This window comes from Microcoleus sp. Pol12B4 (assembly GCF_036701385.1).
Taxonomy (GTDB): Bacteria; Cyanobacteriota; Cyanobacteriia; order Cyanobacteriales; family Microcoleaceae; genus Microcoleus.
Window position 1 is genome coordinate 18,231 of sequence record NZ_JAUBQR010000042.1, and the last position, 16,422, is coordinate 34,652.

General features: G+C 46.7%; 15 protein-coding genes and 2 pseudogenes. 9 read left to right on the forward strand and 8 right to left on the reverse strand.

Annotated features, from left to right (window positions below; all coding sequences use genetic code 11):
* The 3 genes from QUA38_RS08535 to QUA38_RS08545 all read left to right on the forward strand — a co-directional run.
* A partial coding sequence (locus QUA38_RS08535; protein WP_333160860.1) for a radical SAM protein occupies window positions 1–1,272 on the forward strand: 1,272 nt, incomplete at its 5' end.
* A 114-nt stretch (window positions 1,273–1,386) separates the two neighbouring features.
* Entirely contained in the window at window positions 1,387–1,848 is a 462-nt protein-coding gene (locus QUA38_RS08540) for an SRPBCC family protein (RefSeq protein WP_333160862.1), read from the forward strand.
* Window positions 1,832–2,020: a CPXCG motif-containing cysteine-rich protein gene (locus QUA38_RS08545; RefSeq protein ID WP_006635525.1), complete on the forward strand. Its 189-nt coding sequence runs from the start codon at window positions 1,832–1,834 to the stop codon at window positions 2,018–2,020. Before QUA38_RS08540 ends, QUA38_RS08545 begins: the two co-directional genes overlap by 17 nt.
* Before the next feature lie 7 nt (window positions 2,021–2,027).
* Here QUA38_RS08545 and QUA38_RS08550 read toward each other — a convergent pair whose 3' ends face one another.
* From QUA38_RS08550 to QUA38_RS08560, 3 genes are all read right to left on the reverse strand, one after another.
* A complete protein-coding gene (locus QUA38_RS08550) occupies window positions 2,028–2,777 on the reverse strand; it encodes a gamma-glutamyl-gamma-aminobutyrate hydrolase family protein (protein WP_333160864.1) in 750 nt (249 codons plus the stop codon).
* Between the two features lie 197 nt (window positions 2,778–2,974).
* Window positions 2,975–3,634 carry a DUF2834 domain-containing protein gene (locus QUA38_RS08555; protein ID WP_333160866.1) on the reverse strand — a complete coding sequence of 220 codons (660 nt, stop codon included), beginning with the start codon at window positions 3,632–3,634 and terminating at the stop codon, window positions 2,975–2,977.
* Between the two features lie 127 nt (window positions 3,635–3,761).
* Window positions 3,762–5,009, reverse strand: coding sequence for an FAD-dependent oxidoreductase (locus QUA38_RS08560; protein ID WP_333160868.1), 1,248 nt, complete (start codon window positions 5,007–5,009; stop codon window positions 3,762–3,764).
* 230 nt (window positions 5,010–5,239) lie between these two features.
* Between QUA38_RS08560 and QUA38_RS08565 the strand changes: the two genes are divergently transcribed.
* Together QUA38_RS08565 and QUA38_RS08570 are read left to right on the forward strand one after the other, a co-directional pair.
* The gene (locus QUA38_RS08565; RefSeq protein WP_333160884.1) at window positions 5,240–6,631 is read left to right on the forward strand and encodes a glycoside hydrolase family 10 protein; all 1,392 of its coding nucleotides are present in this window, start codon (window positions 5,240–5,242) and stop codon (window positions 6,629–6,631) included.
* 67 nt (window positions 6,632–6,698) lie between these two features.
* Window positions 6,699–7,679 (forward strand): aldo/keto reductase, encoded by a 981-nt coding sequence (locus tag QUA38_RS08570; protein ID WP_333160870.1) that lies wholly within the window; start codon window positions 6,699–6,701, stop codon window positions 7,677–7,679.
* Between the two features lie 43 nt (window positions 7,680–7,722).
* Here the strand turns inward: QUA38_RS08570 and QUA38_RS08575 are convergent, their stop codons facing one another.
* From QUA38_RS08575 to QUA38_RS08590, 4 genes are all read right to left on the reverse strand, one after another.
* Entirely contained in the window at window positions 7,723–8,934 is a 1,212-nt protein-coding gene (locus tag QUA38_RS08575) for a M20 family metallopeptidase (protein WP_333160872.1), read from the reverse strand.
* Window positions 8,935–9,138: 204 nt separating this feature from the next.
* Window positions 9,139–9,846 carry a dethiobiotin synthase gene (gene bioD, locus QUA38_RS08580; protein ID WP_333160874.1) on the reverse strand — a complete coding sequence of 236 codons (708 nt, stop codon included), beginning with the start codon at window positions 9,844–9,846 and terminating at the stop codon, window positions 9,139–9,141.
* 60 nt (window positions 9,847–9,906) lie between these two features.
* Window positions 9,907–11,595: a serine/threonine-protein kinase gene (locus QUA38_RS08585; protein WP_333160876.1), complete on the reverse strand. Its 1,689-nt coding sequence runs from the start codon at window positions 11,593–11,595 to the stop codon at window positions 9,907–9,909.
* A gap of 375 nt (window positions 11,596–11,970) precedes the next feature.
* Entirely contained in the window at window positions 11,971–12,429 is a 459-nt protein-coding gene (locus QUA38_RS08590) for a GatB/YqeY domain-containing protein (RefSeq protein ID WP_333160878.1), read from the reverse strand.
* 610 nt (window positions 12,430–13,039) lie between these two features.
* On the opposite strand from QUA38_RS08590, the gene QUA38_RS08595 reads away from it, so the two are divergent.
* From QUA38_RS08595 to QUA38_RS08605, 4 genes and pseudogenes are all read left to right on the forward strand, one after another.
* A complete protein-coding gene (locus tag QUA38_RS08595) occupies window positions 13,040–14,032 on the forward strand; it encodes a ribose-phosphate pyrophosphokinase (RefSeq protein ID WP_006635514.1) in 993 nt (330 codons plus the stop codon).
* 431 nt (window positions 14,033–14,463) lie between these two features.
* Entirely contained in the window at window positions 14,464–15,219 is a 756-nt protein-coding gene (locus QUA38_RS08600) for a DUF3747 domain-containing protein (protein ID WP_333160879.1), read from the forward strand.
* A 285-nt stretch (window positions 15,220–15,504) separates the two neighbouring features.
* Window positions 15,505–15,558 (forward strand): annotated as a pseudogene (locus QUA38_RS29305) (S-layer homology domain-containing protein); the annotation flags it as partial.
* Window positions 15,559–15,618: 60 nt separating this feature from the next.
* Complete coding sequence (locus tag QUA38_RS08605) at window positions 15,619–15,834, forward strand: hypothetical protein (RefSeq protein WP_333160880.1); 216 nt, start codon at window positions 15,619–15,621, stop codon at window positions 15,832–15,834.
* 260 nt (window positions 15,835–16,094) lie between these two features.
* On the opposite strand, the pseudogene QUA38_RS08610 reads toward QUA38_RS08605, so the two are convergent.
* Window positions 16,095–16,422: pseudogene (locus QUA38_RS08610) on the reverse strand (hypothetical protein); the annotation flags it as partial.

Here is a 16,422-nt window from a genome sequence, read left to right on the forward strand (position 1 = left end):
GAACCTTTTGCCGATTTTTTTGATGTGATTTTGCTGGGAGATGGCGAACATCTCATAGACAATTTTATTGATGCTTGTAAAGAAGTCCGTACCGCCGACAGACACAGTAAATTGCGGCATTTAGCCCAAGTTCCGGGAGTTTACGTCCCCAGTTTGTACGAAGTAACTTATCTGGATGCGGCTGAGGGTATTAAATCGATTCAGCCTGTCGATTCGGGAATTCCCAGTATGGTTGAAAAACAGACTTATCGCGGCAATACTTTATCTGCTTCCACTGTGGTGACAGAAAAAGCTGCTTGGGAAAATATTTACATGGTGGAGGTGGTTCGGAGTTGTCCAGAAATGTGCCGTTTTTGTTTGGCAAGTTATCTGACTTTGCCTTTTAGAACTGCGAGTTTGGAGGCTTCGCTAATTCCGGCGATCGATCGCGGTTTAGCTGTGACTAATCGTTTGGGTTTGTTGGGTGCTTCGGTCACTCAGCACCCGGAATTTGAAGCGTTGCTGGATCATTTGAATCATCCGAAATACGACGGCGTGCGGCTGAGTCTTTCTTCGGTAAGGACGAATACGGTGACAGTTAAGCTAGCAGAAATATTGACCAACAGAGACAGCAAATCGGTGACAATTGCGGTGGAAAGCGGGAGCGATCGCCTCCGCACAATCGTTAACAAAAAACTCACTAATGATGAAATTATTCAAGCTGCTATCAATGCTAAAGCTGGCGGTCTAAAGGGGATTAAACTTTACGGAATGGCGGGAATTCCTGGTGAAGAAATGGAGGATTTAGAGGAGACGGTGGCGATGATGCGGGCGATTAGAAAAGCTGCTCCCGGTTTGCGGTTGACTCTGGGATGCAGCACTTTTGTCCCGAAATCTCACACTCCTTTTCAGTGGTTTGGAGTGAATAAAGATGCGGAGAAGAGGCTGAAGTTTTTAGATAAAGAATTGCGGAAGTTAGGTTTAGAATTTAGACCTGAAAGCTATAACTGGTCGGTGATTCAGGGTTTGTTGTCAAAGGGCGATCGGCGGTTATCTCGGCTGTTGGAATTAGTGCGGCATTACGGCGATACTTTGGGCAGTTATCGGCGGGCGTTTAAGGAGTTGCGGGGACAGTTGCCGGAGATGGATTTTTATGTTTTTCAAGAGTGGGAATTGGATCAGGTTTTGCCTTGGAGTCATTTAAAAGGGCCGCTACCGGAAGCGACTTTGAAGAAGCATTTGGCTGACGCGACGAGTCATTTTAGGACGAAGGATTTGCAGTTGACGACTTAGCAAATAGCCGGCTACAAAAGATTGAAACTAACGGTTGCTGTTTGTACTGATACAGAGGATAATACTGCAAATGCTGAAACGCGATCGCACTTAACTGTCTAGCCCAACGATACAATGCCCAATTTTAAATATTCGTCGCTGATTAATGCCACCGTTGAAGCAGTCTGGAACTTTCACGAAAGGCCGGATATTCTGCAACTTTTGACTCCGCCTTGGCAACCGGTGAAAATCATTCGCCGCGAAGGGGGACTCGATGTGGGTGCTGTATCAGAATTTCGCCTGTTATTGGGCCCGATTCCTATAAAATGGGTGGCGACTCACACTGAGTGCGAACAATATCGCTTGTTTGTTGATGAACAAACTGAGGGGCCGATGGCACGTTGGATTCACCGACACGAGTTTACCTCAGAAAATGGCAACACTAGATTGACAGATGCGATCGCATTTTCGATACCGGGCGGCCCGATTGTCGATTTGTTGTTAGGTTGGTGGGTGGAAATGCGGTTAACAGATATGTTTCGCTACCGCCACGAAGTCACAAAAAGAGAGTGCGAAAAAGATGCAAACAACGGCTGAATATTACTGTGCTTTCTGCGGCGAACCGAGTACAACTTTTGTTGATATCAGCGGTGGTATGGAGCAATCTTATATCGAAGATTGTCAGGTTTGCTGTCGCCCTAATGTTCTTTATGTCAGAATAGATGAAGATACCCTGGATATTGAAATAGATACTGACTATCAAGAATAAGTGACTATCAAAATGTATGAATTGCCTTTGATTCGGACTTGGTAGAATTCATAAATCTTGAAGCTGCTGCTTCTACGAAAGCCTGAAAAATTCGAGAGTTGAACGAACAGTTTGGCGACATTTCCGGATGCCATTGAATTGCTATCATCCAAGGGTGATAGCAGTGCTCCATTGCTTCCACCAAAGTGTCAGGTGCATTGGCTACAATTCGCCAATCGGATGTTACTTTCCGCACTGCTTGATGATGCCAGGAAACAACTGTTGTGGAAGTTTTTCCCATAATTTTTGCTAGCCGACTGTTTGGCTCAATTTCAATGGTATGCTCGATCGCACGTGGCGGAATTCCCGATCCGTGATTAACCTCATCTCCGTAAGCATCCGGTACGTGAATCACCAAACTGCCGCCGCTGGCTACGTTCAACATTTGCATTCCCCGGCAAATTCCCAACACAGGTATGTCAGCCTTCAAAGCTAGCTTTGCTAAGTTTAATTCAAAATTGTCGCGTTCTGCATTAACCGAGTAAACTGTGCGATCGACATAACCGCCATAAAGTTCTGGGTTGATATCTCCGCCCCCGGAAAAAATCAAACCATCTACTGCATCCAAAATACTAGCCGGATCTAATTGATTGGGAGGCAATAAAATCGGAATGCCACCAGCCGCCTGAACTGCATCAATATAAGTTCCATTTAAGCGATATTCGCCTGCTGGACAGCGGTTGTATGTTGTGATGCCAACGATAGGAAACTTTTTCATTTGCTAGCGATTTGGAGATAATTAATTAAATTAATACACAGATTTGGGACTATTTGTAATCAGTTTTTCATGGGCATTGGTCAGAGCCATGGTCCACAAGAAAACTTACTTATTGTGAAACAGGCATCTTGCCTGTTTCTTGTCTGATTACTTGTGATTGATTCCTATATTAAACTGAGGATTTGCTGCACGGCTGTCTAATTTGTAACAGTTTCAGTATTAGTTTCCTGCAGGGGTTGGCGCGTACACAGATAAGCCAGCTGCCCGAACAGCGGTACTAATGTTACCGCCCAAAATGCTGTAGAACTCTGCATTCCTCGGCGGGCCATATCGTCTCCTAATAAGGCAGGAAATAGTAGGCAAAGCATACAAAAGTCTAAAGTCATTACGTGGATAAAACGGTTGGTTTGCCACTGGAAAAAAAAATCAGACCAATCGCCTTTTGTCAAGCCAAAGGCAACTAAACCCACAGCAGCTAATGTTAAGAAAATTCCAGTAAAACGGGAGTCTAATATCTTTAAAAAGATATTTTTATGACCAGAAAATTCTGGATTAGGTTCGCGCAGGGCTAAATAAGGCAGCAAGGCAAACGCGCCGACGCCAAAGGATAAAACGGCAAACAACCATGCAGGTATTTTCTGTCCTCGACCGTCAGCAAACAGCACGCAACTGTAGATGAGTGGCCAGACTCCCATGATGTTGAACAACGCTACAATTAAAGGGTTGATGTCTGCTATTTTGCCTGTGGAAAGATTGGTAATGAGTGTGATGGTTTCTGGGTTATCGGGTGGTGCAAATACAAAGGCGTAGGTGGTAAATGCAATCCAAAGCAGCCAAAATCCAATTTTTCGTAACATAGTTAGTTTTTTTTACTTCTGATATTACTATAGCAAGCTTAAAGGTTTTTTTGAATAAGACTTTTTTTATTTACCGCAGAGGACGCAGAGGACGCAGAGGAAGAGAGGAGAATATCTGAATGTATTGTTATTTGGTATTGCGGGTTTTGGGCAGATTGCTAAATTTTTGCATAAATTGGCGATCGATCCAATCTTTCCAGTACCACAACAACCGTGATTCCCACATGAAATTACCGCGAGATGCGATCGCCCTTTTATTCCCAGTACCAATTAACCCTAAGTATTGTTCTTGCGGCGCAAAGGGTTTCAGCGGTTTTTCCAATAAAAACTGCTGCAAATTTTCAAACAGCGGTTTGCCCTGACGCACTGCAAACACGCCTGCTTTGGGACGGGGACAATTAACCATCGCAGCGATATCGCCAGCCCCGAATACGTTGGGATGAGACACTGATTGCAGGCAATCGTTGACTTGCATAAAGCCGTTTGAGTCTGCTGCTAAACCGGATTCTCTTATCCAATTAGCTGCCGATGCTTGTGTCACCAAAAAAATGCGATCGCACTCTAATTCTAAACCTGATTTACAGGAAATTTGGTAATCGCTAGGGAATTGAGGATTGGTTTCTCTCTCAATCTTTTTTACACGACAGACTTTTTCCTTTAAATGCAATTGAATGCCGCGAGTGATAAGAATTTCTTGAATGCGGCGACGCACTCGATGGTTATGTGCAGGCATTAATTCAGCACCGCTGTGAAACAAATGAATTTCTGATGATAAATTTTCTAAATTTTCTTCCCTGTTCCCTATTCCTTCTTCCTTCTTCCCTATTCCTTCTTTCTTCTTCCTTCTTCCCTCTTCCTTCCCCAATCGAGATTGCATATTTAATGCTAATTCTACGCCGCCTGCACCGCCACCGACAATGGCGATCCTCAGCGGTTTTTGGGGATGGTTTTGCCTTTCGGAAATTAACTGATTCCAGCTAGCTAAAAACTCCGGTACGGGTTTAGCTGCAATTGCATATTCTGCGGCACCCGCTACAGATAAAGTCGCAGGAGTGCTGCCGATATCCACAGAAAGCACATCAAAATTAACCGGGGAGCGAGTTTGACAAATAACTAAATTTTTGTTAAAGTCGATCGCGATCGCCCGATCGACGACTATTTGACACCTGGCAAATTCAGCGAGCGAGCACAAATCGATGTGACATTCATCATAATCGTAAAACCCGGCAACGTGCCCCGGCAGCATCCCCGAATAAGGCGCGTGCAGCACGTCGCTAATCAAAGTTAAACGCACTCCCGGCAGCGGTTTGAAACCGAACATTTTTAATACAATAGCATGACTGTGACCGCCACCAATTAAGACTAAATCTTTCACAATTACAGATGTTCGCTCGAAATGTTTCAGCACCAATATTGTACAGCACTCGCACTCCGGCAGGCCGCACTCTCCGGTAAGGATAGCTGGCAGTGCGTAATTAATGATTTCCCAGCAGTTAGACAGAATGCTGCTACTTACCCTCTGTCTCAGAGATTATAATTCGCTCAGTTGCGATCGGAGCACATCAATCCATCCATTTCGCTTAATTGATTCCACATTCAGCGCAAATAGCTGTAGACTGTAGAGCGAGCAAATTTTATCACCAAATTATGCCGGGGTGTGTTTCAATAGCTAACTCACCATTCAAAACTATGACATTACGCATCATTCCGCGCAGTTGGCAGCGATCGATTAAAACTCTTTTCCCGCTTCTGTTTGCCCTCTCATTCATTATAGTATTGCTGGCGAACAACTTCATTCCGGCGATCGCCCAGCAACCCCGCCAGGAAATTCGCGGCGTTTGGATGACGACAAACGACAAAGACATCCTCAGAGATCGTCGCAAACTAGGAGATGCTGTCAGCCAATTAAAGCGGTTAAATTTCAACACTATTTATCCTGTAGCCTGGAATTCTGGCTATGCAATGTATCCCAGCTATGTAGCGCAGCAAAGAGACATTCAACCCTTTGTTTACAGAGGGTTAGACGGACAAGATATGCTCGCCGATTTAATCGATCAAGCTCACCGCCAAGGCCTGTTAGTGATTCCTTGGTTTGAGTTTGGTTTCATGGCTCCTCCCACATCAGAATTAGCCTCTAATCATCCCGAGTGGCTGACACAAAAACAGGACGGCAGCCAAACATCAAACGACGCGGGCGGGGAAGTAGTTTGGCTCAATCCCTTTCATCCAGAAGTCCAGCAATTCATTACCGAACTCGTACTAGAAATCACCACTCAATATAACGCAGACGGCATACAATTTGACGATCACATGAGTTTGCCGTCGGAATTTGGCTACGATGACTACACAGTTGCTTTGTATACCAAAGAAACAAAAAAAGCTCCGCCAAAAGATTTTCAAAATCCAGCCTGGGTGCAGTGGCGAGCAAATAAAATTACCGCTTTTATGTCACAGCTAAATCAAGCCGTCAAAGCAGTCAAACCCCATGCAATTTTCTCGGTTTCTCCCAATTATTACGATTTTGCTTACAAACATCACCTACAAGATTGGCTGGCTTGGGTGCATTTGGATATTGCCGACGAGCTAATCGTGCAAGTCTACCGTCCCAATCTAGAATCATTTGTGGACAAGATTAACCGTCCAGAAATGCAAGAAGCACAGCAAAAAATTCCCACCGGAGTTGGGATTATGACAGGTTTGAGGAATAACCCAGTACCGATTCACCAAATTAAATCTCAGGTGCAAGCAGTCCAAGGATACGGCTTAGGTGTCGCTTTCTTCTACTACGAAAGCTTGTGGGAATATGCACCAGAACCCCTCGCTCATCGACTTTCTCAATTTAGTGCTTTCTTCCCGTCTTCTGCATTCAGAACAGCGCTACAAATACCCAGACGCGCGGCGACTTTCCCTCCGCCTGCGCCACCCAAACCAGACCCGAAAGCTAAGCCAGAGCAACCTATTAAAAACACTGCACCTTCGCCCTCGCCAACCACGTAACATAATTAAAAAGTAGGGTGTGCACAGCGCACCTTACCGCGAGATCAATCATTAATCATCAATAAAAATGCAAACTAACCAAAAACTTTTACTTCCAAAAATGGGCTGTGGCACTTGGGCCTGGGGCAACAGATTTCTCTGGGGCTACAATGAAAGCATGGACGACGAATTGCAAGCCGTTTTCAATCTGTGTGTTAGTAACGGCGTCACTTTATTCGATACCGGCGACTCTTACGGAACAGGGAAATTAAACGGACGCAGCGAGCAGCTTTTGGGGCTGTTTTCTCAACAATACCAAGGTAAAAATAAAGACAGTATTTGTATTGCGACAAAACTGGCTGCTTATCCTTGGAGGCTGACGCGACAATCAATGATATCGGCTTGCAAAGCCTCTGCTGGGCGCCTCGGAAAAAATGTAGATTTGGTACAAATGCACTGGTCTACAGCCAATTACGCTCCTTGGCAAGAGGGGGCTCTTTTAGACGGTTTGGCTGACCTTTACGAGCAAGGATTGGTCAAGGGAGTGGGCTTGTCTAATTACGGGCCGAAACGGCTGAAATGGGTGCATCGAAAATTTCGCGATCGCCAAATTCCTATTGTTACTTTACAAGTGCAATATTCGCTACTTTCTACCTATCCGGTGACTGAACTTGGGTTGAAAGATGTTTGCGATGAATGGGGGATAAAATTGATTGCTTACAGCCCTCTAGCCTTGGGTTTGCTGACAGGTAAATACTCGGAAAATGGCTCGTTTCCTAAAGGTATCCGAGGTGTGGCGTGCAAGCAGCTACTTCCGGGAATGCGATCGCTTTTGGAGTGTTTGCGAGAAATAGCGGCATTGAGAAACAAGACTGTTTCGCAGGTAGCACTTAACTGGTGCATCTGCAAAGAAACTATTCCGATTCCGGGGGCTAAATCTGCGGCACAGGCGAGGGAAAATATCGGTGCTTTGGGGTGGGAGTTAGACTCGGGCGAGATTGCCGAATTGGATAAAGCGGCGGCGAGTGTAGATAAGAAAATGGTGCAGAATATCTTTCAAACTAGATAATTAGATAGCGGTAAGGTGCGGACTGCGCACCCTACATATAAAGCTAACCGCAAAAATTTTCCACACACCGCACAAACATTTCTACACCCATCCCCAGCGCAGTTTCATCAAAATCAAAGCGCGGGTGATGGTGCGGGTAAGCCAAGTTTTTCTCTGGATTTGCTGAACCCAAAAAGAAATAGCAACCGGGGACTTCTTGCAAAAAGAACGACATATCCTCGCCGCCCATTGTTTGACATTCTGGAACGATTCCTGCAGGGGTTTCAACAACGGATTCTGCAACGCCGCGCACTAATTCAGCTATTCTCGAATCATTAATAACTGGCGGATAAAGCGCACAATAATCTAATTGGTAATTGGCCCCGTGACTCTGACAAATTCCGGCAATTACTTGCTCGATTCGGTTTGCAAAATAACCTTGATATGCTGGATTGAAATAGCGCACCGTGCCACCGATTTGAGCGGTGTCGGCAATGACGTTGTGGGTGTGGCCTGCGTGGAATTTGCCGACAGTTACTACCGCTGAGTCGATCGGGTCAATATTCCGCGCGACAATTGCCTGCAAAGCGCTGACAATTTGGGCTGTAACTACGATCGAGTCCACAGTCTGATGTGGCATTGCGCCGTGCCCACCTTTGCCAAAAATCGTGCAGTCAAAAACTTCGACAGCAGCCATCAGCGCGCCGCTGCGGACGCCTACAGTGCCTAAAGGTAGATTGTTCCACAAATGCAAGCCGACGATCGCATCAACATCAGGATTCTTTAAAACTCCCGCTTCAATCATCGGTTTTGCGCCTCCTGGCCCTTCTTCGGCGGGCTGAAAGATAAATTTTACTTTACCCGAAAAGCTGTGTTTGTGCTTGGCCAGATAACAGACAGTACCGAGGGCGATCGCAGTGTGGCCGTCGTGGCCACAAGCGTGCATAATTCCATCATGCTGCGATCGATAATCCACCTCATTTTCTTCTTGAATAGGCAAAGCATCCATATCCGCGCGAATTGCCAAAACCCGTCCCGGTTTGCCGCTGTCTATAGTTGCGACAATACCAGTTTTAGCAATATTAGTTTCATGATCTATTCCCCATTCCTGCAACTTTTGCGAGACAAACTGCGCCGTTAAATTTTCATCAAAACTCAACTCCGGTTTTTGATGCAAAAAGCGACGCCATTCGACTAGCTGAGGCTGCAAATTTCTAATCTCCAGCCGCAATTGAGATAAATCGACAGAGGTTAAATTCGGTAAAGTAGAAACCATGTGTTATTCTCCTTATAACAATTCTGAATAATTTGTGAAACTCTCTCTTCTCTTTCTGTGCGCTCTCTGCGCTCTCTGCGGTTAAAAGAAAATCTTCTTCAATCTTATCTGAGTTGTGCAGGAGATTTTTTTTTAATGAACCGCAGAGCACGCAGAGTACGCAGAGGAAGAGAAGAATGAGAAACAGAGGTGTTGAGAATAGGGTTATTTAGAAGTCTGAGGAACTAAATTAACCCCTGGCAGTAACCGCTCTAAATCTAAATCTGAAGCAATTTTAGCTAATTTAGCAAGGTCAGTCGGGTCATCTAAATGGGGCAAAATACCCAACACAGGTATTTGAGTCAGCGACTGGATCAAATCAACGGGCGCTAAATCGGCAATTTCTTGTTCCGAATAAGCTTTAACGCAATTGAGCACAATTCCTCTCAGCTTAAAACCAGTGTGTCTGGCGAGAGCAACATTCGCTACAGCTTGCCCGATCGCCCCCAACCTCACAGGTACTACCAAAACCCCCCTCAGCCGCCAATCCCTGGCAATATCGGCCACCGTCAGTTCCCACGTTACAGGCGATCCCAGCCCTCCCAAAGCTTCCACCAACACAAAATCCTTGCGCTCAGAGAGGCTTTGCCAAGCCGTCCAGACCTTTTCGAGTTCGATACGTCTCCCCTCCCGTTCGGCCGCAATCGGCGGTGCTAGAGGCGCATCAAAGTGCAGCGGATTGAGTTCTTCGGGGGATTGGTCGAGGGAAAACAAACGGGTGTAGAGTTCGCGATCGCCCGTTCCCGTTTGCAACAGCTTCATAATTCCCAAACTGCGATCTGGAAAATACATTTGCCAATAAGCAGCCAGAGCGCTGGTCAAAACAGTTTTGCCCGCGTCGGTATCAGTTCCAGCAATTAGCAAGGAGTTCATTGGCAAATAGCTAACAATTAATTGGCATCAACCTCAGTCTAGGGGAATTTTGCCAGAAGTTTAGAGTTCTGGCGATGGTGCGGGTGTTGGTGCTGGTTCCGGTGACGGCGCTGGTTCCGGTTCCGGCGACGGTGCAGCAGTTGGGGGCGGTTCCGGCGACGGTGCGGGTGTTGGGGCAGGTTCCGGCGACGGTGCGGGTGTTGGGGCAGGTTCCGGCGACGGTGCAGGAGTTGGCGCGGGTGTTGGTGCTGGTGTTGGCGACGGCGCGGGCGTTGGTTTTGGTGCGGGAGTTGGTGCGGGCGTCGGTTTGGGCGTCGGTTTGGGCGCGGGAGTCGGCGTGGGCGTCGGTTTTGGTGTCGGAGTTGGCGCTGGGCTTGGTTCTGGGCTTGGTTCCGGTAAAGGTTCTGGGCTCGGTTCCGGCAAAGGTTCTGGGCTCGGTTCCGGCAAAGGTTCTGGGTCCGGTTCCGGCAAAGGTTCTAGGGTTGGTTCTGGTAAAGGTTCTGGGCTTGGTTCCGGCAAAGGTTGCGGGGTTGGTTCCGGCAAAGGTTGCGGGGTTGGGGTTGGCAAAGGTAGGGGGTTGGGTATCGGAGTTAGTGTCGGCGTTGGACTTGTCAGTGCTGGCGGTGTCGGAGTGGGTTTGGGGCGCGAATTGTTGAGAAATGAGCCGACTAAAGCCCAGGAACCGAAGCCCGTCAAGATTACTAAGCCCGCCAGCAGTCCGATCGCAGCGATGGGATTGTCCCAAAAAGTGTCGCCAGCAGGCTCACTTAACGGGTCTGGCTGGTTTGGCGGGGGGGAACTCGGGGCGGCTGGCTCCGGCGGCCTGCCCACGGCCACAGTTGCTATTAGCGAAGGGTTTGTCGGTACCACTGCTGGCGCGGGCGGTACCGTTGGCTGACTAGGCTTAGGATTAGTTTGGGCGTCGAGTGCTTGGGCGACTTCGCTGACAGATTGATATCGATCGCCTGGAGACCGGCTCAACATCCGATTCAGCACCAAAGCCAAACCCGTGCTCACCTGGACTCGCTGCTGCCAATTCCACTGCAGCGTTGTTTGATCGAGCAATTCCTGCGGTTCTTTGCCTGTCAGCAGGACGATCGCCGTTACAGCTAAAGCGTAGAGGTCGCTGCTGGCTGTTGCCCGCCCGCTGTGCAACTGTTCCATCGGCGCGTAGCCGATTTTACCGACAGTTGTCGCGTGGGCTGTTCCTTCGGGAGACTGGACTTTGGTGGCAAGTTCCTTCACCACTCCAAAGTCAATCAGCACCGGCAACTTGTCGTTTTCACGGAGGATGATATTTTCTGGGGAGATGTCGCGGTGGATGATGCCGCGCGCGTGGATGTGAGCGAGTACCGGCAGCATTTGCCGGATAAATACCAAGACTTCGGCTTCGGTGAAGGTGCGACCATTTGAAGTTCGATCGAGCAACAGTTCGCGGTAAGTCATCCCTTCCACGTAATCCTGCACTAAAAACAAACGCTGGTTCTCTTCAAATATTGCTCGAAACTGGGGAATTTGCGGGTGCCCTATTTGGTAAAGTATTGCCGCCTCTCTTTGAAACAATTCCTTCGATTTTTCCAAAACGTAAGGCCCGCTTTGCACTGGGATCAATTCCTTCAGGGCGCAGCGTTCTTGAAACCGTCCCAAATCTTCTACTAAATAAGTCCGGCCAAATCCCCCTTGACCTAAAATATTCACCAAGCGGTAGCGGTTTTGTAGGAGAGTTCCAATAGCAATAGGTGGCTGCATAAGTTTAAGTTGAAACTGTTAAAAAATAGACGATCGCTCACAGACTTAGTAATGCTATGTCTTTAATGCTCTTGAGCATACTTCACTATCTGTAGTCCCCAGTCCCGACCAAAGTAAGTATTTTACATTTTTTTGACATTCTTGGACGCAAGGATGCTCAGAAACCGGGTTTTTCCACGAAGATAAACAGGTTGCAACCCGCAAATCCGATCGAAAACCCGGTTTCTGCGTCAATATCTCAAGGGAGAAATGCACGATTTTTCGTAGAAACCTGGTTTTTTGACCTTAGCCCTAATAAATTGTCGCCCCTCGGTCTAGGCTATACATCTCTATAAAGCTGGAGATTATTTATGGGAGATGTCTGCTGACTACTGACTACTGACTAAGCTTTGCTTTCACCATGTCTTGAATTCTGTTACCGTCTGCTTTGCCTTTAAGCTGCTGCATTGCCTTGCCCATCACCTTGCCCATATCTTTTGCAGAAGTAGCGCCAACCGAAGCAATCACTTCGTCAACGACTTGACCCACCTCTTCGTCTGACATCTGCGGTGGCAAATACTCTTCAACAATTGCCAACTCCGCCTCCTCTTGTGCCACTAAATCTTCGCGGCCACCTTTGCGGTATTGTTCGATCGAATCCCGGCGCTGTTTGGCTATTTGCATCAAAATTTCCATTTCTTGAGCTTCTGTCAGCGTCTCTTGGCCGGAGGGACGAAGGCTGACTTCTTTTTCGAGAATAAATTTCTTGATGCCGCGAACTGTTTCCAAGCGAACTTTGTCCTTGGACTTCATGGCTGTTTTGATTTCTGCGTCAATGCGTTCTCTTAAGCTCATCGATTTCTACCTTGCTTTGCCCAATATCAAAAATCTGGAGTATGCTTCCGATTCTTAACTTTTTTTACAGTATTTTTCAAGTTTATTGCCTGTTGGCGGCATTTTTATCGCATTGAACCCGGATGCCTTCGGCCTTCGACTGAATTTTGGGCGGCTAGACTTCCAGCCGATGCCCCAAATTGACTCACGCCAGAACTTTAAGAGGTAGGGGCACAAGTGCGATCGTACTTCTGCCAGTACGAGAGTTCGCTAGAACCTACATTCCACGCCCTGGGGGTGTCATACAGCATAATTACGCAGAAAACTCTATCTTTACAGTAATAAATTATGCCTTTAAAAAGTTTTTAATCCGTTAATGTACGGTATTCAAGTATAATTCATAGTTTTATGGCTGGATAAAAATAAGTAAAAACCGATTGTGACCGTTAAGGGAGCCGAATGTGGGGTTGAAACCGGATTTGTTGGACATATTTCTGCAAGTCCTATTCAATTGTCCTAACTTCACACTTGTGGCCGCCCCGAATGTTAAATCTCTTAAAAAATTGGCTGAATATTTCTAGTTTCAGATGGTAAGATAGCGATGGAATAAACGTCCTGCAAGAGGCCTGCTGTGATCCGTTCTGCTACTTTACCGCTTCCGCTTCCCGAGCCGCCGGTTTCCGCTCATGACCGTCTGCGGCTGTTCTCCGGTTCTGCTAATGTTCCTCTCGCCCAAGAGGTGGCTCGCTATCTGGGGATCGATTTGGGGCCGATGGTTCGCAAGCGGTTTGCTGATGGGGAACTCTACGTTCAAATTCAAGAATCAATTCGGGGTTGCGATGTTTACTTGATTCAGCCAACTTGCTGTCCGGTAAACGATCGCCTCATGGAATTGTTAATTATGATCGATGCTTGTCGCCGCGCTTCGGCCAGACAAATTACTGCCGTCATCCCCTATTACGGATATGCTAGGGCTGACCGCAAAACGGCCGGAAGAGAGTCGATTACTGCAAAATTAGTGGCTAATTTGATTACGGAAGCTGGGGCCGGTCGCATTTTGGCGATGGATTTGCACTCGGCTCAGATTCAAGGTTATTTTGACATTCCTTTCGATCACGTTTACGGTTCGCCGGTGCTTTTGGATTATCTGGCGAGCAAGCAATTGACGGATATAGTTGTGGTTTCGCCGGATGTTGGTGGAGTCGCTAGGGCGAGAGCTTTTGCCAAAAAGCTTGGTGATGCTCCCCTAGCAATTATTGACAAGCGCCGCCAAGCTCACAACGTGGCAGAAGTGATGAATCTTATCGGTGATGTCAGGGGCAAAACTGCTGTGTTGGTGGACGACATGATCGATACTGCCGGCACGATTTCTGAAGGTGCGAGATTGTTGCGCCGCGAGGGTGCGAGGCAGGTTTATGCTTGTGCTACTCATGCGGTGTTTTCGCCTCCGGCGATCGAGCGTTTGTCGAGCGGGGTTTTGGAAGAGGTAATTGTTACGAATACAATTCCTGTGCCGGAAGAGAACCGTTTTAAGCAGTTGACGGTGCTTTCGGTAGCCAATTTGCTCGGCGAAACTATTTGGCGGATTCACGAAGATAGTTCTGTTAGCAGTATGTTCCGCTAGAGGGCAAAGACACTTTTTGAATGTTTGTTTTAGGGTGCGTTAACCAAGTGTAACGCACCGTTTTTTGGCTCAATAGTGCGATGTTTCCCGCAAGTAATAAGTCCAGGCTCATCTAAATTTTACTGTAAATTTCCCTTAAATTCTTGTGGATTGGGCCTCCCGCCTCCCCGGAAAATACAATTTAGAGGTCGAATAGCTTATCAAGTTCCTCGCTAAAATAACGGTTATAACTTTGTAGTAAGGACGAAAGTTCTCCTAAAATTCGCTCGGAATTGAGTTTTCACTACGCACCAACGTGACAATCGCCGATCGAGCGCACTTGGTACCACCGGAACAAGAGATGGTAAAATTTTATCTTGTTGTTGGAAGAGGGCGACTTTTTTATATTCTAGATAAGTCTCATCACAATCAGGAGCCAATAGGGAAAAATCATGAAACATTCACTTGTACGAACAGTGGCCGCACTGGCAGGTTCAGCAATTTTAACACTGGGCGCGATCGGTTCGGCTAAAGCATTTACTTTTGACGAAACCGAAATTAACCAAGACCGAGTAATTGTCATCGCCCAACCCCGCCCTTCCGGCGGCTACCAATTGCTAATTCTAGAACAAGTCTCTGACAAGCGAAAATGCTGGACCGAAAGTGGGTCTAATCCCGTGAAAGTAGATCCCTTATTAGTTAGTTTTGATTTTACCGGTATTTGTGGTCGCGCAACTGACAGCAACGGCTTTTCAATTCGCATGGCAGGCACCGATTTAGCATTAAAATACACCCTAACTTTGGAAACTGTTGATGGCAATGTTCTACTAATTGGAACTCCGGTAGATTACCAAAGTAAATCGGTGGTTATCGGTCGCACAAACGGCGATGTTAACGACTTCATGAAAATCAGTCTCGATCCTGCTTGGCGCTTGAGTAAAAGAGCTTACCAAGGCCGCACATTAGGCCACTTTTATTTCACTACCAATCAATCCGCACCGGGAGAAATTGGCAATACCGGAGGCAATACCGGAGGCAATACCGAAGCAATACCGCAGCCAATACCGCAGCCAATACCAATACCAATACCGCAGCCATCACCGCAACCTGTACCGCAGCTATCACCACAGCCAATACCGCAGCCATCACCGCAGCCAATACCGCAGCCATCACCGCAGCCAATACCGCAGGAAATACCAATACCGTAGGCCATACTCGCTTTTCTACAATTCGGAGATAGCTACCGATGATATCTACGCTTCCGAAATTAAAGAAGCTGTGGGCTTTGGGTTTGTAGCCCGGTTTTCTCAACATAATACCTTTCGACCGCAGCTTGCTGTTACCAGAGAGCAATTGGTATCTTTAGTATTGGAATCCTGGAAAGGAATACAAGATGCTATATCACATTTCCTAGCAATGTTTCTATCCGTCCCTATAGCGATGTTGATATTGTCCGCTGGAGTGCCTGAAAAGTTCTATTTGCGCGGGAAAACAAGATAATTAGCGGTTATCAAGATGGAACTTTTAAACCTACGCAGTCCGTCACTCGCGCTGAATTGATGGCGGTGATCTGTCGAGCGGCGGGATTTGGTTTCTCTGCCCCGGGAATGAACCGGGATTTAGTTGCTAAAGAACCGTCTAAAACTTTTTCAGATAATCAGAATTATTGGGCTGCTTCTATTTTTACTCAAAGGTCTTCTTATTGTTCTGTTGCTTCTGCTCTTAACGAAATTGGCGATCGGTTTGCTTTCGATGATTCTGCAAACCGGAATTACGCGGTGGTGGCTACTTGGCGGATGCTGAAATGCCTTAAGGCTCAGTAGGGCGAATTATATCCCCGACTTATTCAAGAAGTTGGGAATCTAAGTATATTGCACAATTACCTCATTGGTTGGTTAATAGTTATATGTTGTACTCTTGTCAAGAACGGGCTGTCCGGCCCGTTCCACAAAACTTGATTTTATTGTGGAACGGGCCGGAGAACCCATTCCTAAACAAGTAATTGAGAATGATGAAAGATATCAGTTAATCAGGACTAAAGTCCTTACTACAAACCAATTCGTAATCAGGACTTTAGTCCTCATCATATCGTTTCCTTCCGTTTCTTCTTAGACGGCTTTTTAGGAGTTTTCTGGACGGGGAGGATCTCAGATTCTTGCTGTGCGATGTCTGGGGTTACTTCACACAAGTCGTTCAAGGAAAGTTTTTGTTGCGATTCAAGTTCGTTTAGCAAGTTTGAGGCTGTTTCTAATATTTGCTTTCCCTGTCTGACTTGAATAGTAGTTTTATTTTCGATCGCATCTAACAACACAAAAATAGAGACTGTTTGCCAAATATCTAAATCGTCGCCGACGACATCGCAAGCAGAGACAATTTTGCCGTTTTCTGGGACGTGAATTCCTAAGCCGGAA

Excerpts from the sequence above, each read along its gene's own strand:
- QUA38_RS08540 (WP_333160862.1), top strand. The coding sequence starts at position 1,387 with ATGCCCAATTTTAAATATTCGTCGCTGATTAATGCCACCGTTGAAGCA.
- QUA38_RS08545 (WP_006635525.1), top strand. The coding sequence starts at position 1,832 with ATGCAAACAACGGCTGAATATTACTGTGCTTTCTGCGGCGAACCGAGT.
- QUA38_RS08550 (WP_333160864.1), bottom strand. The coding sequence starts at position 2,777 with ATGAAAAAGTTTCCTATCGTTGGCATCACAACATACAACCGCTGTCCA.
- QUA38_RS08555 (WP_333160866.1), bottom strand. The coding sequence starts at position 3,634 with ATGTTACGAAAAATTGGATTTTGGCTGCTTTGGATTGCATTTACCACC.
- QUA38_RS08570 (WP_333160870.1), top strand. The coding sequence starts at position 6,699 with ATGCAAACTAACCAAAAACTTTTACTTCCAAAAATGGGCTGTGGCACT.
- QUA38_RS08575 (WP_333160872.1), bottom strand. The coding sequence starts at position 8,934 with ATGGTTTCTACTTTACCGAATTTAACCTCTGTCGATTTATCTCAATTG.
- bioD (WP_333160874.1), bottom strand. The coding sequence starts at position 9,846 with ATGAACTCCTTGCTAATTGCTGGAACTGATACCGACGCGGGCAAAACT.
- QUA38_RS08585 (WP_333160876.1), bottom strand. The coding sequence starts at position 11,595 with ATGCAGCCACCTATTGCTATTGGAACTCTCCTACAAAACCGCTACCGC.
- QUA38_RS08590 (WP_333160878.1), bottom strand. The coding sequence starts at position 12,429 with ATGAGCTTAAGAGAACGCATTGACGCAGAAATCAAAACAGCCATGAAG.
- QUA38_RS08600 (WP_333160879.1), top strand. The coding sequence starts at position 14,464 with ATGAAACATTCACTTGTACGAACAGTGGCCGCACTGGCAGGTTCAGCA.
- QUA38_RS08605 (WP_333160880.1), top strand. The coding sequence starts at position 15,619 with ATGAACCGGGATTTAGTTGCTAAAGAACCGTCTAAAACTTTTTCAGAT.